This window comes from Aquibaculum arenosum (genome assembly GCF_029222965.1).
Lineage (GTDB): Bacteria > Pseudomonadota > Alphaproteobacteria > Kiloniellales > DSM-21159 > Aquibaculum > Aquibaculum arenosum.
On the sequence record NZ_JARHUD010000006.1, the window covers coordinates 63,154 to 82,467 of the forward strand.

General features: G+C 65.0%; 19 protein-coding genes. 13 read left to right on the top strand and 6 right to left on the bottom strand.

Going from position 1 to position 19,314, the window contains the following annotated elements:
- Nucleotides 1-47: 47 nt before the first annotated feature.
- The 6 genes from argC (at nucleotide 48) to P2G67_RS10770 (ending at nucleotide 6,139) form a co-directional block, all read left to right on the top strand.
- The gene (gene argC / locus P2G67_RS10745; protein ID WP_275822906.1) at nucleotides 48-977 is read left to right on the top strand and encodes an N-acetyl-gamma-glutamyl-phosphate reductase; all 930 of its coding nucleotides are present in this window, start codon (nucleotides 48-50) and stop codon (nucleotides 975-977) included.
- Between the two features lie 173 nt (nucleotides 978-1,150).
- The gene (locus tag P2G67_RS10750; protein ID WP_275822908.1) at nucleotides 1,151-2,146 is read left to right on the top strand and encodes a TRAP transporter substrate-binding protein; all 996 of its coding nucleotides are present in this window, start codon (nucleotides 1,151-1,153) and stop codon (nucleotides 2,144-2,146) included.
- 138 nt (nucleotides 2,147-2,284) lie between these two features.
- Nucleotides 2,285-2,809: a TRAP transporter small permease gene (locus tag P2G67_RS10755; RefSeq protein ID WP_275822910.1), complete on the top strand. Its 525-nt coding sequence runs from the start codon at nucleotides 2,285-2,287 to the stop codon at nucleotides 2,807-2,809.
- Entirely contained in the window at nucleotides 2,806-4,089 is a 1,284-nt protein-coding gene (locus tag P2G67_RS10760; RefSeq protein WP_275822912.1) for a TRAP transporter large permease, read from the top strand. Before P2G67_RS10755 ends, P2G67_RS10760 begins: the two co-directional genes overlap by 4 nt.
- Nucleotides 4,090-4,102: 13 nt before the next feature.
- Nucleotides 4,103-4,885 carry an enoyl-CoA hydratase/isomerase family protein gene (locus P2G67_RS10765; protein WP_275822914.1) on the top strand — a complete coding sequence of 261 codons (783 nt, stop codon included), beginning with the start codon at nucleotides 4,103-4,105 and terminating at the stop codon, nucleotides 4,883-4,885.
- A 39-nt stretch (nucleotides 4,886-4,924) separates the two neighbouring features.
- A complete protein-coding gene (locus P2G67_RS10770) occupies nucleotides 4,925-6,139 on the top strand; it encodes a CaiB/BaiF CoA transferase family protein (RefSeq protein ID WP_275822917.1) in 1,215 nt (404 codons plus the stop codon).
- A gap of 36 nt (nucleotides 6,140-6,175) precedes the next feature.
- Here P2G67_RS10770 and P2G67_RS10775 read toward each other — a convergent pair whose 3' ends face one another.
- The gene (locus P2G67_RS10775) at nucleotides 6,176-6,898 is read right to left on the bottom strand and encodes a GntR family transcriptional regulator (protein WP_275822919.1); all 723 of its coding nucleotides are present in this window, start codon (nucleotides 6,896-6,898) and stop codon (nucleotides 6,176-6,178) included.
- A gap of 86 nt (nucleotides 6,899-6,984) precedes the next feature.
- Between P2G67_RS10775 and P2G67_RS10780 the strand changes: the two genes are divergently transcribed.
- Complete coding sequence (locus P2G67_RS10780; protein WP_322099692.1) at nucleotides 6,985-7,995, top strand: 4-hydroxythreonine-4-phosphate dehydrogenase PdxA; 1,011 nt, start codon at nucleotides 6,985-6,987, stop codon at nucleotides 7,993-7,995.
- Between the two features lie 8 nt (nucleotides 7,996-8,003).
- On the opposite strand, the gene P2G67_RS10785 is transcribed toward P2G67_RS10780, so the two are convergent.
- From P2G67_RS10785 to P2G67_RS10800, 4 genes are all read right to left on the bottom strand, one after another.
- Nucleotides 8,004-9,392 (bottom strand): flagellar biosynthesis protein FlgA, encoded by a 1,389-nt coding sequence (locus P2G67_RS10785; RefSeq protein WP_275822922.1) that lies wholly within the window; start codon nucleotides 9,390-9,392, stop codon nucleotides 8,004-8,006.
- A 22-nt stretch (nucleotides 9,393-9,414) separates the two neighbouring features.
- The gene (locus tag P2G67_RS10790) at nucleotides 9,415-10,689 is read right to left on the bottom strand and encodes a TRAP transporter large permease (protein WP_275822924.1); all 1,275 of its coding nucleotides are present in this window, start codon (nucleotides 10,687-10,689) and stop codon (nucleotides 9,415-9,417) included.
- A gap of 66 nt (nucleotides 10,690-10,755) precedes the next feature.
- Nucleotides 10,756-11,328 (bottom strand): TRAP transporter small permease, encoded by a 573-nt coding sequence (locus P2G67_RS10795; RefSeq protein WP_275822927.1) that lies wholly within the window; start codon nucleotides 11,326-11,328, stop codon nucleotides 10,756-10,758.
- 67 nt (nucleotides 11,329-11,395) lie between these two features.
- Nucleotides 11,396-12,397, bottom strand: coding sequence for a TRAP transporter substrate-binding protein (locus tag P2G67_RS10800; RefSeq protein WP_275822930.1), 1,002 nt, complete (start codon nucleotides 12,395-12,397; stop codon nucleotides 11,396-11,398).
- 155 nt (nucleotides 12,398-12,552) lie between these two features.
- Between P2G67_RS10800 and P2G67_RS10805 the strand changes: the two genes are divergently transcribed.
- From P2G67_RS10805 to P2G67_RS10815, 3 genes are all read left to right on the top strand, one after another.
- Complete coding sequence (locus P2G67_RS10805) at nucleotides 12,553-13,470, top strand: amidohydrolase family protein (protein ID WP_275822932.1); 918 nt, start codon at nucleotides 12,553-12,555, stop codon at nucleotides 13,468-13,470.
- A complete protein-coding gene (locus P2G67_RS10810) occupies nucleotides 13,386-14,369 on the top strand; it encodes an NAD(P)-dependent oxidoreductase (RefSeq protein WP_275823349.1) in 984 nt (327 codons plus the stop codon). Before P2G67_RS10805 ends, P2G67_RS10810 begins: the two co-directional genes overlap by 85 nt.
- 173 nt (nucleotides 14,370-14,542) lie before the next feature.
- The gene (locus tag P2G67_RS10815) at nucleotides 14,543-15,634 is read left to right on the top strand and encodes an aromatic acid exporter family protein (protein ID WP_275822934.1); all 1,092 of its coding nucleotides are present in this window, start codon (nucleotides 14,543-14,545) and stop codon (nucleotides 15,632-15,634) included.
- Nucleotides 15,635-15,697: 63 nt separating this feature from the next.
- On the opposite strand, the gene phaR is transcribed toward P2G67_RS10815, so the two are convergent.
- On the bottom strand, nucleotides 15,698-16,354 hold the full coding sequence (gene phaR, locus P2G67_RS10820; protein ID WP_275822937.1) for a polyhydroxyalkanoate synthesis repressor PhaR: 657 nt from the start codon (nucleotides 16,352-16,354) through the stop codon (nucleotides 15,698-15,700).
- 132 nt (nucleotides 16,355-16,486) lie between these two features.
- Between phaR and P2G67_RS10825 the strand changes: the two genes are divergently transcribed.
- From P2G67_RS10825 to P2G67_RS10835, 3 genes are read left to right on the top strand one after another with little or no spacing between them, the layout of a single operon-like run.
- Nucleotides 16,487-16,915 (top strand): hypothetical protein, encoded by a 429-nt coding sequence (locus P2G67_RS10825; RefSeq protein ID WP_275822939.1) that lies wholly within the window; start codon nucleotides 16,487-16,489, stop codon nucleotides 16,913-16,915.
- Nucleotides 16,899-18,125 carry an alpha/beta fold hydrolase gene (locus P2G67_RS10830; RefSeq protein ID WP_275822941.1) on the top strand — a complete coding sequence of 409 codons (1,227 nt, stop codon included), beginning with the start codon at nucleotides 16,899-16,901 and terminating at the stop codon, nucleotides 18,123-18,125. Before P2G67_RS10825 ends, P2G67_RS10830 begins: the two co-directional genes overlap by 17 nt.
- The gene (locus P2G67_RS10835) at nucleotides 18,122-19,297 is read left to right on the top strand and encodes an acetyl-CoA C-acetyltransferase (RefSeq protein WP_275822943.1); all 1,176 of its coding nucleotides are present in this window, start codon (nucleotides 18,122-18,124) and stop codon (nucleotides 19,295-19,297) included. The genes P2G67_RS10830 and P2G67_RS10835 overlap by 4 nt, the downstream gene beginning before the upstream one ends.
- Nucleotides 19,298-19,314: the final 17 nt, after the last annotated feature.

Genomic DNA, 19,314 nt, shown 5'->3' on the forward strand with positions numbered 1-19,314 from the left:
CGGCCGGGGCGCTCTCTCACTATTGCGGTTCGAAGGTCACACGCACGATGGCAAAAGCACGGATTTTTATCGACGGCGAAGCCGGAACCACCGGACTGCAGATCCGCGGCCGGCTGGAACAGCGCCCCGACATCGAGCTGTTGACCATCGACCCGGAGCTGCGCAAGGACACCGCCGAACGCCGTCGCCTGCTCAATGCCGCCGATCTGGTGGTTTTGTGCCTGCCGGACGATGCGGCACGAGACTCCGTGGCCATGATCGAGCGGCCAGGCGTAAAGGTGCTGGACGCCTCCTCCGCCCACCGCGTTGCCGATGGCTGGGCCTACGGCTTTCCCGAGATGACGCGCGCACAGCAGGCCACGGTCGCCGAGGCCGGGCGCGTCGCCAACCCCGGCTGCTACCCGACCGGGGCGATCGCGCTGCTGCGCCCGCTCACCGACGCCGGCCTGCTGCCTGCCGACTATCCAGTCGCCGTTCACGGCGTTTCCGGCTACAGCGGCGGCGGCCGGCAGTTGATCGAGTCCTTCGAGGGGCGCGGCGACAATCCCACGCAGGAGAACTACCGGCTCTATGCCCTGGGCCTGGCCCACAAGCACCTGCCGGAAATGCAGCGCTACGCCGGTCTGGCGCACAAGCCGGTGTTCTTTCCGGCGGTCGGGCGCTTCCGCCAGGGCATGCTGGTGCAGGTGCCACTGCAGCTCTGGTCCCTGCCAAAGCAGCCGAGCGGGCGCGACGTCCATGCCGTGCTGACCGAGCATTATGAAGGCCAGTGCTACGTCCGCGTTCAGCCCCTAGCTGAGTCGCCGCCCACCGGCCTGGAGCCGGAAGCGCTCAACGACAGCAATGACATGGAGCTCTTTGTCTTCAGCAATGAGGACAATAAGCAGGCACTGCTGGTGGCCCGCCTGGACAATCTGGGCAAGGGCGCATCCGGCGCTGCTGTCCAGAATCTGGAGCTCATGCTGGGGTTAGGCTGACCTCCGTTCTTCCCGCTGTTGAATAGCCGACACAGCCGCTCTCGACGTTTTCTTACACGCGATTACGGCCGAGCGCGTTGACCGCTGCAAAAAAATGGTATGCAATCCTTCCCTGGGCGTAGAACGCCACAGGAGGACGGAACAATCCGCCCCTGTTTTCTGGGAGGAAAGCAATGACCCGCTGGAAGTATCTCGTTCCCGCTGTCGCTTTCGGCCTGCTGGCCGGTTTCTCGACACAAGAGAGCGAGGCCCAAGGCCTCGACATGCAGTTCGGCACCACCAGCCCGCCGGGCAACATGCAATCCATGTCCGCCGAGGAATTTGCCCGGCGCGTCAATGAGAAGCTGGGCGATGCCGGAACCGTGACCGTCTATACCGACAGCCAACTCGGCAGTGATCGGGAGATGTTGCAGAAGCTGAAGCTCGGCACCCAGGACATGTCGCAGCCTTCTACGATCATGTCGACCATCGTGCCGGAGTTCGGCCTCTTCGACCTGCCATACCTCGTGGCCTCACGCGAGCACATGCGCTGCATCGGCGAAGAAATCGTCTGGCCTGAGTTGGCGCCCAAGGTGGAGGAAGCCGGCTACAAGCTCATCGGCATCTGGGAGAACGGCTTCCGCCACATCTCCAACAATGTCCGCCCAATCAACACGCCGGAAGATCTCGATGGCGTGAAACTGCGCGTGCCGCAGGGTGTGTGGCGTGTGCGCATGTTCGAAGCCTATGGCGCCAACCCAACCCCGATGGCTTTCTCCGAGGTCTTCGTCGGTCTGCAGACCGGCGTCATCGACGGCCAGGAGAACCCCTACTCCAACATCTACGCCGGACGTTTCCAGGAGGTGCAGACCTACCTGACCGAAACCCGGCACGTCTACACGCCGAGCTTCCCGGCAGCCAGCCTGCGGCGCTTCGAGAGCTACCCGGAAGAGGTGCAGGAAGCACTGCTTGAAGCTGGCCGTGAAACCCAGGATTGGACCTACGAGGAAGCGGCGCAACTGGAGGAAGAGACCAAGCAGAAGCTTCTTGATGCCGGCATGGAGTTCAACGTCTCCGATCGCGAGGCGTTCGTCGCCGGTTCCCAATCGGTCTACGACATCTTCGCCGAGGAGGTTCCCGGCGGGGCGGAGTTGATCGAGCGCGCCCTGGCTCTGGCCGACGGCTGCTGATCGCGTTGCCCCCGCTGCGGCGCGAGACCGGTTCCGCAGCGGGGGCAGCCCATCGACACCACCCCTGGGCACGGCGGACCCACGACTGCGTCCGCCGCGCACCGGAAGAACGGCATGGGGCTGTACAGGGAGTGAGCGATGCTCAAAGCGGTGAGCAAGAGCCTGGAATGGATACTGATTGTCTTCTGCGTGTTCCTGATGGCGGCCTTGGCCATTCTGATCGTCTGGGGCGTCACCACCCGTAAACTCGGTGCTTCGCTGAGCTGGTATGACGAGGTCGCCTCGATCATGCTGGCCTGGATCACCTACTATGGTGCCGCCCTGGCCGCCCTGAAACGCGCACACCTCGGCTTCCCAAACCTGGTTGCCCTAGCGCCCCCGCCCCTGCGCATCGCGCTGGTCCTTTTCTCTGAAACCATCGTTATCGGCTTTTTCGGCCTGGTGACCTGGTTCGGCTATCAAGTGGTGATGATCCTGTGGGGCGACACGCTGATCTCCTTGCCGTGGGTCACCACCCAGTTCAGCCAGAGCGTCATCCCCATTGCCGGCGCGCTTTTCATCCTGGCCGAGCTGCTCACCCTCCCCGATCGCGTCAAGGAAGCCGCACGCGGTTCGGGACCAGTCGACCCTGAACGGGTCCTCGGGGGGGAGATCAAGACATGATCCCAATTCTCATGTTCGTGGCCTTGATCGCCCTGGTGATGATCAATGTCCCCATCGCCGTGTCTCTGGGCGTCGTTGCCATGGGGGCACTCTGGTACACCTATGGCTTTGACAATTTGGTGATGTCAGCCGTGGTGCTGTTCGAAGGCGCCACTTCCTTCCCGCTACTGGCGATTCCCCTGTTCGTGCTGGCCGGCGCGATCATGAACACCTCCGGCATCTCGCGCCGGCTGATCGCCTTTGCCTCGGCGCTGGTCGGTTTCGTGCGCGGCGGCCTCTCGATGGTCAATATTGGCACCTCGCTCTTCTTCGCGGAGATTTCCGGTTCGGCCGTGGCCGACGTGGCGGCCCTGGGCTCCATCCTGATCCCGGCCATGAAGCGCCTCGGCTACTCCAAAGAGTTCGCCGCCTCGATCACCTCTTCCTCAGCCTCGCTGGCGATCATCATCCCGCCGTCCATTCCGATGATCCTCTATGCGGTGATCGCCGATGCCTCGGTGGTGCAGCTCTTCGTGGCCGGCATCATCCCCGGCCTGATCGGCGCCGCCATGATGGCCGGGCTCGCCTACTGGTTCGCCGTTCGCTACAATTTCCCCGTCGAGGAAGCCTTCCAGCTCCGGCGCGTCTGGGTGACCTTCAAGGAAGCCGCCTGGGCCTTCCTTCTGCCACTGATCATCCTGGGCGGCATCTTCGGCGGTTTCGTTACCGCTACCGAAGGCGCTGGCCTCGCGGTCGCGGCCGCACTCTTCATCGGCGGCGTCGTTTATCGCGAGCTCAGCTTCCGCGAACTCTTCGACAGCCTGCGCAGCGGCGTAATCCAGACGGCTGTGGTCATGCTGCTGGTGGCCACCTCGGCGCTGCTGGGCCAGTATCTCACCCAGGCGCGGGTGCCGCAGCAGCTCACCCAGGCGATCATCTCGGTCACCGAGAACCCCTATGCGGTTCTCGCCATGCTGAACGTGCTTTTCTTGCTCTTGGGGTGCTTTCTTCATGGGGCCGCGGCGATCATTCTGGTGGTGCCGATCGTCATGCCGATTGTGCACACCATCGGCATCGATCCCGTGCACTTCGGCCTGATCGTCACCCTCAACCTCGCCATTGGCCAGCAGACGCCGCCGGTTGCCAGCGTGCTGATGACCGCCTGTTCGATCGCGAAAGCCGATGTCTGGGACGTCAGCAAGGTGAACGTCGCCTTCATCGGCGTGCTCGTGGCGCTACTGCTTCTGGTGACCTACGTGCCGCCGGTGTCGATGACGCTGGTGGAAATGTTCTATCGATAGGATGAAAAAGACCATGTCCGGGACAATCCGACACGAAATTCTCGACGACGGCATCGCGCGCGTCGTGCTCGACCACGAGCCGCGCCTCAATGCCATCAACAACGCCATGTGGGACGAACTGAGCAGCCTGTTCGAGCGCTTCGATGCCGACAGTGACCTGCGCTGCATCATGATCACGGGCGCGGGCGAGAAGGCCTTCAGCACCGGTGCAGACATCTCCGAGTTCGAAGAGAACCGCTCGACCATCGAGAAAGCCCGCGCCTATGCGAAGCGCACCCACGGCGCCTTGCGCACCATTCAATCCTGCCGCCATCCGGTGATTGCCGAGATCCGCGGACTGTGCGTTGGCGGCGGGCTGGAGACGGCGCTCTGTGCGGATCTGCGCATTGCCGGCAAGAGTGCACGCTTCGGCATTCCGGTGAAGCGCCTCGGATTGGTGGTTGCCTATGACGAGATGCGCGGACTGGTCGAAACGGTGGGCCGTTCGAACAGCCTGCGCATCCTGCTGGAAGGCGACATCTTCGGCGCCGAGGAAGCATTGGGCATGGGCCTGATCAACCGCGTGGTCGAGGATGCGCAGGTGGCCGAGGAGAGTCTCGCCACCGCCAAGCGCATTGCCGAAGGCGCGCCGCTGGTCGCCCGCTGGCACAAGAAGTTCGCGCGACGCCTGATGGACCCGGCGCCCCTCACCGCTGAAGAGAATGATGAGAGCTTTACCTGCTTCGGCACCGAGGATTTCCAAATCGGCTACCGCGCGTTCCTGGACAAGAAGAAGCCGGCCTTCACCGGCCGCTGATCCCCCGCAAGCAGAAGACTCGTTAGCAGAAGAGAAGACATGACTGCACTGAAGGGCCTGAAGGTCGTCGACCTGACTCACATCATGGCCGGGCCGGCCTGCACCCTGATGCTGGCCGACATGGGGGCCGACGTCATCAAGGTGGAGAAGATCCCCGGTGGCGACGATACCCGCCGCTCCATCCCGCCGCAGATCGGCGATCAGGCCGCCTCCTTCCTGATGATGAACCGTAACAAGCGCGGCATCGCCGTTGATCTGCGCAGCGAGGGCGGCAAGGAGGTGCTGCGCCGCCTGCTGAAGGACGCGGACGTGGTGGTTGAAAACTACCGGCGCCAGACCCTGCCCAAGCTGGGCTTCGACTACGAGGATCTGCGCAAGGAGAACCCCGGCCTGATCTACTGCGCCATCTCTGGTTTCGGCCGCACCGGCCCCTATGCCGACCGCGGCGGCTTTGATCTCGTGGCACAGGCCATGAGCGGCATCATGAGCATCACCGGCACTTCGCCCGACGAACCGCCGGTGAAGTGCGGTCCACCGCTCACCGACATCACGGCCGGCCTGCTGGCGGTGATCGGCATCCTGGCGGCCCTGCGCAACCGTGAAACCACCGGCCAGGGGCAGATGGTGGAGACCTCGCTGCTGGAAGCCGGCATCATCCACACCTACTGGCAGTCGGCCATGGCCCTGGCCACTGGCGAGGCGCCGGGGCCCATGGGTTCAGCCCACCCCCTCTCAGCGCCCTATCAGGCCTTCGAGGCGCGGGACGGCTGGATCGTCGTCGGCGGCGCCAACCAGGCAAACTGGCTGCGCCTCGTCGATGTGCTGGAAGCCCCGCAACTGGCCGAAGACCCGCGCTTTAAGACCAACGCCGACCGCATGGCCAACCTCCCGGCCCTGGAAGCTGAACTCAATGCCTGCTTCCGGCAGCGTGACAGCGCCGAGTGGCTGGAACTGCTCGACGCCGCCGGTGTGCCCTCCGGCCCGGTGAACGACGTGGTGCAGATGCACCAGGACCCGCAGGTCCTGGCGCGCGAGATGGTGACGGAGATTCCCCACACCACGCTGGGCTCCGTTAAGACCCTGGGGCTGCCGATCAAGTTCTCGGATACACCCGGCGGGCCGCGTCAGGGGGCACCGGTGCTGGGCGAGCATACCCGCGACGTGCTGGCGGAACAGGGCTTCACGGCCGAGGAGATCGACCGACTGGTGAGCGAGGGTGCGGTGATTGCCGCCGACCTTCCGTCCAAGGCCTGAAGCGAGGACAGCGGAGACGTGGCGCACAGGACAGGCTCAGGAGGCGTTGCGCTTCGGTTCAGCCGCCGCCTCTTCCAGCATCACGACCATCTTGTCCCAGGCCCGCAGCACGTGGTTGCGCAAGATGCTGGCGATCCGCGCCTCGTCTCGCGCTTCCAGGGCTTCCAGGATCTCCTCGTGCTCTTGCAGAGCCGAGGTCCAGCGCCGGGTGCGCAGGTTGCAGATGTAGCGCGCTCGGTAGAGCCGCGCATTCGCAACCTCGTGATGCTGGATCAGGGAACGATTGCGCGATGCCCGGACGATCCTCACATGAATCGCCTGGTTGCAGCGGAAATAGCCCAGGCGGTCGTCGCGGGCAAAGGCCTGTTCCATTTCGTTCTGCAGCAAACGGAGTTCCTGCAAGTCCGCTTCGGTGCGGTGGCGGCAGGCCAGTTCGCCGGCATAGGCCTCGAGCACGCCCAGCAGTTCGACCAGGCCGCGCAACTCCTCGTTGCTTGGATTGGCCACCACCGCACCCCGATGCGGCTGCACCTCCACAAGCCCCTCGGCCGAAAGAATCTTGATCGCCTCGCGCAGCGGCGTGCGCGATACCTGCAGTCGCTCCGACAGCGCGCGCTCACGCACCGGAGCGCCAGGCGGCAGCTCGTCTTGAATAATCATTTCCCGGATGCGCGCCGCCACGTGGGAACCCTTTCGGCCCCCGTCGCCCGGTCCGCTCACCACCGCGGGTTCGGCAATCTGTGTGATCTTGTTGGTCATTCCTTGCCTCCGCATATTGCATACCACGGCAAGCGACCTGCGCGGAAGTCCAACCCCGCCACAATTACCACTGGAGGAACAGAAGCGTGACAGCAAGAATCGCACTGGTTATGGGCGATCCGGCAGGCATCGGCCCGGAATTGATGGCGGGCGTACTCAACTTGCCGGAGTCCTGCGCGGATGCCGGCGTGCTCGCCATCGGTGATCGGCGGGTGCTGGCCAAGGGTGAGGCGGCACTGGGCATCAGCCTGGATATCGAAACCCTACCTCGCGACGCCGCCCCGCCCCAGCCGGAGCCCGGCCGTCCGATCTTCTACGACATGGGCAATCTCGATCCGGCGAACCTGCCCGCCGCAACGGCTTCTGCCATCGGCGGCCGCTCGGCCCTGGAGAATTTCGGCCTTGCCCTCGACCTCGCCCGCGAGGGGAAGGTGGATGCCATCACCTTCGTGCCCTTTAACAAGGAAGCGCTGCGCCTCGGTGGCAATCCCTTCGATGACGAAATGAGCTTTGCCGCCGACCGCCTGGGTCACAGCGGCACCGTCGCGGAGTTCAACGTCGTCGACAATCTCTGGAACGCCCGGGTGACATCCCACGTGCCGCTGCGAGACGTGGCCGACCTGATCACCGAGGAACGGCTGCTGGAACACCTGGATCTGGCGGTCAGGGCCTTGAAGGAAGCGGGTTTCGAACGGCCCCGAATCGCCGTGGCGGCGCTGAACCCCCACGCCGGCGACGGCGGTTCCTTCGGGCGGGAAGAGATCGACGTGATCGAGCCCACCGTGCGCAAGGCGCAGGCGCTGGCCCAGACGCAAGGCTTCGCGGTGGAGGGCCCCTACCCGTCCGACACGGTTTTCGTGCGGGCGCGCGACGGGCACTTCGACGCGGTACTCACCATGTTCCACGACCAGGGTCAGATCGCCATCAAGCTGCTCGGCTTCGATCGTGGTATCACCGTGCTCTCCGGCTTCGCCGTGCCGATCACCACTCCGGCCCACGGCACCGCCTACGACATTGCCGGCAAGGGTATCGCCCGCCTGGAGCCGACTCGGCTCGCCTTCAACATGGCCAAGCAGATGGCCGCAAGCCGGAAGTGATATGAGCGCTACTGCGTGAAGACCCGGTCCTGCTCGGCGCGCAGCCGCCAGAGGACCGAGTCTTCGGGCGGCGCCACCATGGCCCGGGTGACCAGGGCACCGGCAGGAATGTCCGTCAGGGCCCGCGTGCCGGGCAGCAGGTAATAGGGCAAGGCACTCTCGGCCCCGCCCATCTCTCCCGAAAGCAGCATTTCCGGCGCCAGACCGGCGATGCTGTGCCGCCAGCCGAGTTCAAAAACCGTCCCTGTGGGAATGTCCTTCTCGGCACGGGCCACGAGGTCCACAAGCGGCTGCGGCGCCGCACCACCGGTTGACTTCCGCGCCAAGCAGGCCGACAGCACTGACATCGGCGCCTCCGCCCCCAGGAGGTGGACCGGGTTGTGCACCAGGACGCGCTTGCGATCAGCGCTCACTGGAATGCCCTTCTCGGCAAAAAGGCCCGCCGTCTCCGGGTCCGGCGCCGCGGCGATGACGTAAACGCCGCCGGCGAAGCTCAGCTCGTCGGGGCGGCGCAAGCAGTTGAAGATGTCGACACTGCCGCGCCGTGCAGTCAGGCCACCCTCCGACTGGAGGCCAAAGAGATCCGGCAGTTCCACCGTCCGGGCGATCGGCGCATGCAATGCCGGTGCATCGGGCAGCAGACCCGTGGCGTTTGCCACGATGGTCATCTCGCAGAGGTCTGGCACGGTGCGGTGCCAGAAGTCGGCGAGCAAGGCTGCCCTCTGCCGGGCGCTGTCCGCAAGCCGGTCAGACGGCACATCCCAGAGCGCGCGCATCTCGGGCAGCGCTACGCTGCGTCCCTGGGCGCTGACCTCATCGCTGGCAGGGTCGTAGACGAAATCGTACTCGCTGGCCTTTCCGGCGGAGAGGACATCCAAGCCCAGCAGCTGGCACCAACCCACCAGCCCGATGAGAAGGCTGGGCTGATCGCCATCGACGGGCGTGTAGACCAGCCCCGCGTCATGCGCCCGCCGCCCCAGAAGCGGCCCCACGACACTCTCCGCTTCCTTGGTCACCATGGCCACGTGCATGCCATTCGCCAGCGCGCCTTCGGCGATGGCGGCGGCGGCTTCGGGAATGCCGGTGGCCTCCACGACCATGCTGAGCGGCAGATCGAGCAGCAGCGCCGAGTCCTCGACCACCACATGCCGGCCCGCCTCGAAGGCCTCACTGGCCTCCTTTGCACTGTCGCAGCGCCGGATGTCGTCCTCGGCGATGCCGATGGCGCGCAGCGTCTCCACGGCCCTGGCGCCGTCGCGGTCGCAGACCACCCGCCCCCGCATCCCCGCAACACGGCGCACCTGGGACAGGAAGGTCCGACCGAACTCGCCCGCTCCGACCAGAGCGACTTCGACAGGGCGCGCGCCGGGCGCCGGAAGAAGAGCTTGTAGGTTCATGGGGTCTCCTGTCTGCCAGGGCCTACCGAAGCATCTTCGGCAGCCAGAGCGAGATTTCCGGGAAGAAAGTGATCAGCAACAGGGTCCCGACCAGCGGGATGTAGAAGGGAACAAGTTCCCTCAGGATAGCGCGCATGGACACCCTGGCGATGTCGGTGATCAGGAAGAGCGCCAGCCCCATGGGCGGCGTCAACAGCCCGAGCATGAGATTGAAGATCGCCACGACACCCAGATGCACCGGATCGACGCCCGCCATGTGCAGGGGGCCGGCGATGATGGGAATGACCAGCAGGGTGGCCGTGGTGCTGTCCAGGATCATGCCGACCAGGAGCAGGATGACATTCACGATCAGCAGCAGGACCAGCGGATCGGTGCTGAGCGAGAGGAGTTGCTGGGCGAAGACCTGCGGCACCTGCTCGATGGCCATGATCCAGCCAAAGATCGCCGCCGCGGAGACAATGATCAGGATGGCCGAGGTGCTCTTCAGCGTCTCATAGGCAGCAAAACGGACATGCGCCCAGGAGAGGGTGCGGTAGACGAAAGCGCTGATCAGCAGCACATAGACCACCGTGACCGCCGCCGCCTCCGTCGGGGTGAAGAAGCCCAGCAGCATGCCCAGCACCAGCAGCACCGGCGTCAGCAGCGCCGGGGCGGCCGGCTTCAGGTCGCGCCAGATCTCGCTCGGCCGCGACCAGCGCTCCGAGCGGGGAAATTTGCGCCAGCGTGACATGACGGCCACCGTCAGCATCAGCAGCACCACGCAGATCAACGCTGGAATGATGCCGGCCAGCAGGAGCTGCACGATGGAGACACTGGTGACCGAGCCGTAGATGATCAGGGGAATGGAAGGTGGGAAGATCGGTCCCACCACCGCCGAGGCACAGGTCAAGGCGCCGGAAAACTGCGGGGTAAAACCGCGCTTCGTCATCGCCTTGACCTCGATGCGGCCGAGGCCACCCACATCGGCCAGCGCCGCCCCGCTCATGCCGGAGAAGATCAGGCTGGAGAAGATGTTGACCTGGCCCAGTCCGCCCGGAACGCGCCCGACCAGCGTGTCGGCAAAGCGGAAGATGCGCTCAGTGATTCCGGCCTGGTTCATCAGGTTGCCGACCAGGATGAAGAGCGGCACTGCGACCAACGGGAAGGAATCCAGCGCGTAGGTCATACGCTGCCCGACGAGCTGGAAGGGAAGGTCGTTCAATAGAATGTAAACGATGGCCGGCAGCATGATGGCCAGCACCACCGGCCAGCCGAGCATGAAGAAGACGCAGAAGGCGCCGATGATCAGCAGCGTCATGGCCGCGAGCTCGGTCTGCCGCCGGAGACTGCCACTGAGGGCTGCCCGTTCAGGTTACTTATCACATCAGATCTCCGGCAGGTCTTCTGGCGGCATTTCTTCTTCGAAGCTCACGTAGAGCGGCGTGCCGCGCCAAGCCTTCACCATCTGAATGGCGCATTCCAAGGCGGCGAACAGCAGGCCCACGAAGGCAGCTGAAAAGAAGACCCAATAGGGAATACCAAGCGTCGGCGTAGCGTTGTTGAGATTGCGCAGCGTGGCCAACCCCACCGACCAGGCTGCCACACCGAAGCCGACCATGCCGCTGGCGGCGATGAGCATTCGTAAGGCCTTGCCCCACTGCGCGCGCATGTCGGCCGTCAACTCCTCCATTCGGATCGAAACGCCGGAGGCGGCAACGTAGGGCAGTGTGATGAAGACGATGCAAATCAGCATGAAGCGCGTCAGCTCGCCCGCCCCGACGAAGGTAAAGGGCGTGAACTCGCGCAGCACCACCTGCAGCACCGGCAGCGCCACCATGACGGCCAGAAGCAACAGACCCAGTTTGCGCAGGGTCACGCGCGCCGGCCGCATCAGTCGGTCAACGAGCGTGTGATCCTCGGGCGGCGGCAGGGGGGCATCGATTGTCGGAGGCGACATGCAGTGGGCACTCTACACAGGCTCCGGGGCCGGAGGCAGCAACCTCCGGCCCCGGCAACATCGAGACCTATTTGATTGCGCGGATACGCTCCATGTAGGGACCCCAGGTCGGGAAATCCTCATTCACCTGGGCAACAACACCTTCGCGAAAGGCCTCGATATCCAGGCCATCCTCCTCGGTGATGAAGGTCATGCCCTTGCCTTCCAGTTCGACGATCAGGTCCTGCTGGGCCTGGTTGGCGTCCGCCAGGGTCTCCTGGGCCATTTCGTCGAGCTCGGCGAGAATGGCCTCCTGATCCTCCTCGCTGATGCTCTGCCAGACCTCTTCATTGATGAAGACCGGCAGCACGTTCTGCATGTGCGCGGTCAGCATCACATGGCTCTGGACCTCGTAGAGCTTGTTGGCGTTGATCATGGTCAGCGGGTTCTCCTGACCGACGACCATGCCGGTCATCAGCGCTGTCGGCAGTTCGCTCACCTCGACCGGAGTCGGGGTCGCGCCGAAGCCGCTCACCATGCTGGTCCAGAGCTGCAGCGGAACGCCGCGGAAGGGCTTGCCCTCTAGATCCGCTGGCGAGAGCACTTCCTGGTTGGCAGTCATCTGGCGCGCACCCCGGTAGAGGCGCCCGATAATGCGCATGTCGCCATTCTCGATCAGGCGCTCATTGAACTCCTGCATGATTTCCGAGTTGGCGGGATCAGTGGCGGCGAGCGCGTGCTCACCGTCACGATAGACGAAGGGAGCGCTGAAGACGGCGATATCTTCCGCAAGCTGCGCCAGAGAAGCAAACTCGTGGTGCGCCATGGCGATGGAGCCGCTGCGCACGCCGTCAATGGTTTCCTGCACGCCGCCAAGCTGCGAGTTGGGGAAGACGGTGACGGTAATGCGTCCGTCGGTCACTTCGGGAATCCGCTCGGCGGCCTCGGCCCCGTACCAGTATTGGATATCCCCTTCGGCGCCCACATGAGCGTAGCGCAGATTCACTTCCTGCGCCGAAAGGTCGGTCGCCTGCATGCCAAGCCCGAGGCTGGCTGCGACGCCTGCGGCAATAAGACTCCGGTGGAGCATCGGTCTGTTCCTCCCATCAGGGTAAGTGTTGTTGGCCCCCATCGTTCTTGTTGGACAGCACGATCAAGGCTCCCCTAGAATTGCATACCAAAATTCCCAAGGGAAGAGCCGACGACACGACAGCCGGACCCTGTGCCGGCAGGAAGGACGACCGCATGAGTGAAGCCGAGGCTGCCGCACCGCTGCCCATCGTCGACGCGCACCAGCACTTCTGGAATCTCCAGGAAAACTACCATCCCTGGCTTTGTGATCCGGACCTGATCCCCTTCCGCTATGGCGACTACAGCGCCATCCGCCGCAACTACCTTCCGGCAGACTATCGGCGCGATAGCCGGGATTTCCGCATCGTCAAGACGGTCCACATCGAGGCCGAACACGACCCGCAAGACCCGCTGGGCGAGACACGCTGGCTGGAGGTCTTGGCCGAGCGGGAAGGCCTGCCCAGCGCCTGCGTCGCCCAGGCCTGGCTGGACCGCCCCGATGTGGAGGAGGTGCTGGCAGCGCAGGCGGCACGTTCCCTGGTATGCGGCATCCGACACAAGCCCCGCTCGGCCGCCAGCCCCGATGCTGCGCGGCGCGGCGAAGCCGGGTCCATGGACTGCCCGACCTGGCGTGCCGGCTATGCCCTGCTGGCGCAGCATGGTCTGTCCTTCGACCTGCAGACGCCCTGGTGGCATCTGGACGCGGCAGCCGACCTCGCGCGCGATTTCCCTGTGACCCAGATCATCATCAACCACACGGCCCTGCCGGCCGATCGAAGTGAAGCGGGCTTGGCCGCCTGGCGGCGGGCGCTGGAGAATGTTGCCGACCTGCCCAATGTGGCGATGAAGATCTCCGGCCTGGGACAAGCAGGCCTGCCCTGGACCGTGGAAGCCAACAGGCCCATCATTCGCGACGCCATCGGGATTCTGGGTGTCACGCGCTGCCTTTTTGCCAGCAACTTTCCAGTCGACAGCCTGGTGGGCAGCTTCAGCGAGATCTTCGCGGGATTCTTGGCCGCAGTCGACGATCTCTCTCCAGTCGCGAAGCACGCCCTCTTCCACGAGAACGCGGTTCGGATCTATCGCCTGTAAGCCTTCATAAACAGAACGGGAGGAATAGCATGTCTCAAACAGTGGGCTTCATCGGCCTGGGCCTCATGGGCACCGGCTTCACGACGCGCCTGATCGCCACCGGCCACAAGGTGGTCGGCTTCGATCTCGACGAGACCCGCCGGAAGGAATCGCAGAGCCGCGGCGTTGAGGTGGCCGAGTCCGCCAGCGCCGTTGCTGCGCAGAGCGATATCCTGGCCATCTGCGTCACCACGACCGCCGCCGTGGCAGCCGTGGTGGAGGAACTGGCAGGCAGCGGCCAGATCAAGGGCAAGACCGTCGTCGACTTCTCCACCACCGAGATGGACACGACCATGAAGGCCGCCGCTCAGGTGGCCGACGCAGGCGGCCAGTTCCTGGATGCCCCCGTTTCCGGCGGACCGCCGGCCGCCGAGGCCGGTACGCTTGCCATCATGGCCGGCGGCGACAACGAGGCGTTGGAAGCGGCCCGGCCGCTGCTCGAGCAGCTCGGCCGCCTGACCAACATGGGTCCCAGCGGGGCGGGGCAGGCCACAAAGCTCGTGAACCAGGCGCTTTGCCTGACCAATTACTGCATCGTGGCCGAGGGGCTGCGCCTGGCGGAGGCCTATGGCGTCGATGCGCGCAAGATCCCGGAGGCCCTGGAGCCCGGCCTGGGTAATTCCGCGGTGCTGCAGAACATCTTTCCGCGCATGGTCGAAAGGGACTATGCGCCGCGCGGCTACGCGCGCCAGATTCTCAAGGATCTGGAGATGCTGCAGGAGGCGACACGCAAGCAGCATATTGCGATGCCAATGGCAGCCACCGCGACCACGCTCTTCCGCCTGCTGGTTGCTCAGGGGCACAGCGAACTGGACGGCGCGGCTGTGGTGAAGCTCTACCCTGAGCAAAACAAGGAGTAACTGCTCAAGCCCGGAACCTCTTCATTGTGCGCCGGGTTCACCGCAGCATAGGCCGCATGTCGCGGCAGCAGCGGGAGACAGTATCGATGGAGAGGATCGGGCGTCAGTTGCATCGAAGGCCGGCCAATTGCTATTTGGTGTTCCGCTTGGGCATCGAAGGCAACTGATCCGCCATGCCGACCTTGGAGACACTGCTTCCAGCCGGTCGCTACAAGGATGTGCTGCGCATCGCGCTGCAGTCGGTAGCAGCAGCGCTGCTGGCCTATGTTGTCATGAAGCAACTGGGTCTGGGGCAGCTTTCCTGGGCAATCATTGCAGCCCTCTTCACCATCCACGCCAGCCTTGACGAGACCCTCGGCTCCAGTTTTCAGCGTCTCGTGGCCGCCGGGCTGGGCGCGGGGCTGGGCGTGGCGGTGGTCTACTTATTCAGCGGCTTCGAGCTGATGCCGCTGCGCATTGCCCTGGTCGCCGCGATCACCAATGCGCTGGCGAACTTGGAACCTGAGCTCGACTATGCGTCCGCCGCCGGTGCGGTGGTCGCACTCCAGCCAACAGCCGACCTGGAAGGTGCCGCGGGAACGGCGCTGGCGGTGGGCGTGGGCGGTGTGGCGGGGGCCATCGCCAGTGTCACGATCTGGCCGGAATTGGGCCGCCACAGGGCTCAACGCTCCCTCGCCACGGCCCTGCGCCAATGCCAGAAGCTGGTTGACCTCACCCTGAAGAGCGCGAACCGCGAGTTGAGCCGGGAAGAACGGCGCGAACGCAGCGATGTCCAACGCTGCATGTTAGAGACCCTGGAAGAAGCCCGCAGCATTGCCAGATCGACCCGCTTTCGGGCGCACCTGGCCGGGGGGGCTGACATTCGCGAGATGACGCGGCAGGCGGAAAAGCTTTGGTACAGCCTAATCATTATCGAACGGGTGATCGCGCGGGGCCGTGATCAGTTCGGGCCGGAGGATCACGAAGCCATCATGCCGCACTTCACCGAGGCGCATCGGGCGCTTTGTGAACTGCTGCCCGCCTTGGCCGAGATGGTCGGAAAGAATCAAACCACCGGCCCCGACCAGAAACTCTGGGAGCGCTTCCATGAGGCGCAGCGCTCTGCACAAGACTGTCTGAAAGACCGCCCGGCAGAGCGAAACAGCATCAACGAACAGTCGGTCCAAGCTCTGCTGTTCGGTTTGGACGAACTGCGCCGCGCCGTAAGCGAACTGGAAAACCTAGCAGCCTGCGGCAAGGCTGACGGCCCAGACGGCTCGGACTAAACGCAGCCAAGCCGGCGCGCCCGGCCCTGATCCGCGAGCACATCCGAACGGTTGCGAGCGAAACTACTCTTTCTTGCCGTCCTTCTCATCGGAAAGCTTGTCGAGTTGCTGGCGTAGCAGTTCGACCTGTTCGCGCAGACTGTCCAACTGCGCCCCGGCATCGGCTGGCGCTTCGGATGGGGTGCTGGCGCCGGAGGGAGCGGTACCGGCAGAGTGATTCCGACCCGAGGCAGAACCCGAAGGCCCCTGCCCCTGGAAGGGCGAGAACATCTGCATGGCGCGCTCGAACATGGCCATGTTCTGCTTGCTCATCTCCTCGATGCCACGCATCGGAAAGGAACCGCCCATGGCATCCTGCATGGCCTTGGCCATGGCTTCCTGATTGCCAGTGAAGGATTGCATCATCTGTTCCAGGTAGCCCGGAACCATCCAACCCATGCCGTGACCGTAAAAGGAGATGAGCTGGCGCAGGAAGGATATGGGCAGGAGGTTCTCGCCCTTGGCCTCCTCCTCCACGATAATCTGGGTCAGCACCTGGCGGGTGATGTCCTCCCCGCTCTTGGCGTCATAGACCACGAATTCCACATCTTCCTTCACCATCTGGCACAGATGATCCAGGGTGACGTAGCTGCTGGTCGCCGTGTTGTAGAGCCGTCGGTTTGCGTATTTCTTGATAATGATCGGCGACGTTTCGTCCCTGGTGCCGTTTTTTGCGGTCACGTCCCTCGCCTCTCGCCGTTGCGTTGTATCAGCTGTTCGCTGGCGCGATTGTGCGGTGCCGCACAATTTACTGTCAATGTAATGATTCCCGGGCGGTGGCCGAGGCCGCCCGGCAGGGTCTATAGTGCGGCCATGAACCGGCAGCCCGATCTCCAGACCCTGGCGCAGCGCTATATCGACGCCTTCGAAGCCGAAGACAGCGCCCTGCCCGCCGACCCCGCCTTCGGCGAAGCGATGGACCGCCTGACTCGGGCTTGGTTCGAAGCTGCTGGCGCAGGCTGGGCGCTTGCGCCGCGACTCTGGAATGCCGGCCCCCTGGCTCCCAACGAACCAGCCTCGGCGCACGCCACGGGAGAAGAGGCACGCAATGACCGTCCCCCCGCACCTGCAGCAGCAAGCGGAGAAGCAACCACCACGTCCTCGCCTGGGCCCACGCCCGCTCAGCCTGCATCTGGCAGCAGCGCAGGCGACCTGGCGGCGCTCCGTGCTCGCCTGGCAGAACTGGAGCGCCAGCTCGCCGCCATGGAGCGTACCTCCGACAGCGGTGCTGGCTCTCGCTGATGATTTGGCGGGCGTTGCGACGGAGCCTTTCGCCGCAGCGCTTGAACAAGAAATCGCGGCACGCAGCAGCGCCTTTCTTGGCGCCATAGCTGCCTATCGCCGACACCCCTACCGCCGCCGCCTGATCGACCCGCCCACACTTTGGCAGGTTGGCGCCACGCGATTGTTGGATTTCGGAAACCCGGAGGAAGAGCGGCCGCCCCTCCTGCTGGTGCCCTCCCTGGTCAATCGCGCCTACATCCTTGACCTGATGGAGGAACGCAGCTTTGCCCGCTGGCTCGCCACCCCGGAGGCGGCCGGCGGCTTCCGGCCGCTGCTGCTGGACTGGGGCGAGCCCGGCGAGGCGGAAAGCGGCTTTACTCTGACCGATTACATCATCGGCCGCCTGGAAGCCGCTTTAGACCAGGTGCTGGCGGAAACCGGCCGCCCGCCACTGGTGCTCGGCTACTGCATGGGCGGCCTTTTCGCGCTTGCCCTGGCCCAGCGGCGAGGACAGGAGATAAGCGGTCTCGCCCTGATGGCAACGCCCTGGGACTTCCATGCTGCACCCGGCCAAGCGGGCGTGGCGCGCAGCGCGCTGCTTAGCTGGTCTCCGGTCATGGAACTGCTGGGCCAGTTGCCCGTGGACGCGGTACAGGCATTGTTCGCCACCCTCGATCCGCTGACCGCTGTGCACAAGTTCCGGCGTTTCGCCCGCCTCGACCCGCAGAGCGCCGAGGCACAGGCCTTCGTCGCCCTGGAGGACTGGCTGAACGACGGTGTGGCTCTGACCGCTCCGGTGGCCCGGGAGTGCCTGGGCGGCTGGTACGCCCGCAACGAGCCGGTGAAGGGACGCTGGCGCGTCGCAGGCCAGCCGGTGGAGCCGGCCGCGGTGGAGGTGCCTGCGCTCTGCGTTATCCCGAAAAGCGACCGCATCGTGCCCCCGGCTTCGGCCCGTGCCCTGGCTGCTGCGCTGCCGCATGCCAGCCTGCAGCAGCCCGCGGCCGGGCACATCGGCATGATCGCCAGCGCCCGTGCGCGCAAGACGCTCTGGCCCGAACTGGCCGAGTGGCTGGCGCAAAAGGCCCGGAGCGGAACCTTGAGAGGGCGTGGCGGGCGCAGTAAGGTGCAGCATAATGCTGCGTTGCGGCGAGAGGGGCCCGCACGCGGTGCCAGACTGCAAAACGCGGCCGCGAAAGGCCGCAAGCGCAAAAGGAGCGATCCAACATGACGAACGTGGTGATCGTCGGCGCCGCCCGGACTCCGGTCGGTGCTTTTAACGGCGGACTGTCGAGCCTGTCCGCCTCCTACCTTGGCGGCGTGGCCATAGAAGCAGCGTTGCAGCGCGCGAAGGTCCAGCCCGGCGAGGTGGACGAGGTGGTGCTCGGCCAGATCCTCACTGCCGGAACCGGTCAGAACCCGGCCCGCCAGGCGGCCATGCAGGCCCAGGTGCCGCAGGAGAAGACCGCCTATCAGATCAATCAGCTTTGCGGCTCCGGACTGCGCGCCGTGGCGCTTGGCTACCAGGCGATCGCCACGGGTGACGCTGACATCATCGTCGCCGGCGGTCAGGAATCCATGAGCCAGGCGCCGCACTGCGCCAACCTGCGCAATGGCCACAAGATGGGCGACGTGAAGTTCATCGACACCATGCTCAAGGACGGCCTCTGGGATGCCTTCCACGGCTATCACATGGGCAACACCGCGGAGAACGTAGCCCGCAAGTGGCAGCTCACCCGTGAGGAGCAGGACGCCTTCGCCGCCGCTTCCCAGCAGAAGGCTGAGGCAGCGCAGAAGGCCGGCCGCTTCCAGGAGGAGATTGTTCCGGTCACCATCAAGACCCGCAAGGGCGAGACGGTGGTGAGCGACGACGAGCACCCGAAGCACGGGACCACGGCGGAAAGCCTGACCAAGCTGCGTCCGGCCTTCGACAAGGAAGGCACGGTGACGGCCGGCAATGCCAGCGGCATCAACGATGGCGCCGCTGCGGTCGTGCTGATGAGCGCCGATGAGGCCCAGCGTCGCGGGCTCGCACCCATGGCGCGCATCGTCTCCTGGGCCACCTGCGGCGTCGATCCGGCGATCATGGGCACCGGCCCGATCCCGGCCAGCCGCAAGGCGCTGGAGAAGGCCGGCTGGTCCGTGGAGGACCTCGACCTAATCGAAGCCAACGAGGCCTTCGCCGCCCAGGCGCTGGCGGTGAACAAGGACATGGGCTGGGACCCCGAGAAGGTGAACGTCAACGGCGGCGCCATCGCTCTTGGGCACCCCATCGGGGCCTCCGGCGCCCGCGTGCTCAATACCCTGCTGTTCGAGATGGCACGGCGCGATGCCAAGAAGGGCCTCGCTACGCTTTGCATCGGCGGCGGCATGGGCATCGCCATGTGCCTGGCCCGCGACTGAGTTGACAAGCGCGACCC

Excerpts from the sequence above, each read along its gene's own strand:
- argC (WP_275822906.1), top strand. The coding sequence starts at position 48 with ATGGCAAAAGCACGGATTTTTATCGACGGCGAAGCCGGAACCACCGGA.
- P2G67_RS10750 (WP_275822908.1), top strand. The coding sequence starts at position 1,151 with ATGACCCGCTGGAAGTATCTCGTTCCCGCTGTCGCTTTCGGCCTGCTG.
- P2G67_RS10755 (WP_275822910.1), top strand. The coding sequence starts at position 2,285 with ATGCTCAAAGCGGTGAGCAAGAGCCTGGAATGGATACTGATTGTCTTC.
- P2G67_RS10760 (WP_275822912.1), top strand. The coding sequence starts at position 2,806 with ATGATCCCAATTCTCATGTTCGTGGCCTTGATCGCCCTGGTGATGATC.
- P2G67_RS10765 (WP_275822914.1), top strand. The coding sequence starts at position 4,103 with ATGTCCGGGACAATCCGACACGAAATTCTCGACGACGGCATCGCGCGC.
- P2G67_RS10770 (WP_275822917.1), top strand. The coding sequence starts at position 4,925 with ATGACTGCACTGAAGGGCCTGAAGGTCGTCGACCTGACTCACATCATG.
- P2G67_RS10775 (WP_275822919.1), bottom strand. The coding sequence starts at position 6,898 with ATGACCAACAAGATCACACAGATTGCCGAACCCGCGGTGGTGAGCGGA.
- P2G67_RS10785 (WP_275822922.1), bottom strand. The coding sequence starts at position 9,392 with ATGAACCTACAAGCTCTTCTTCCGGCGCCCGGCGCGCGCCCTGTCGAA.
- P2G67_RS10790 (WP_275822924.1), bottom strand. The coding sequence starts at position 10,689 with ATGACGCTGCTGATCATCGGCGCCTTCTGCGTCTTCTTCATGCTCGGC.
- P2G67_RS10795 (WP_275822927.1), bottom strand. The coding sequence starts at position 11,328 with ATGTCGCCTCCGACAATCGATGCCCCCCTGCCGCCGCCCGAGGATCAC.
- P2G67_RS10800 (WP_275822930.1), bottom strand. The coding sequence starts at position 12,397 with ATGCTCCACCGGAGTCTTATTGCCGCAGGCGTCGCAGCCAGCCTCGGG.
- P2G67_RS10805 (WP_275822932.1), top strand. The coding sequence starts at position 12,553 with ATGAGTGAAGCCGAGGCTGCCGCACCGCTGCCCATCGTCGACGCGCAC.
- P2G67_RS10815 (WP_275822934.1), top strand. The coding sequence starts at position 14,543 with ATGCCGACCTTGGAGACACTGCTTCCAGCCGGTCGCTACAAGGATGTG.
- P2G67_RS10825 (WP_275822939.1), top strand. The coding sequence starts at position 16,487 with ATGAACCGGCAGCCCGATCTCCAGACCCTGGCGCAGCGCTATATCGAC.
- P2G67_RS10835 (WP_275822943.1), top strand. The coding sequence starts at position 18,122 with ATGACGAACGTGGTGATCGTCGGCGCCGCCCGGACTCCGGTCGGTGCT.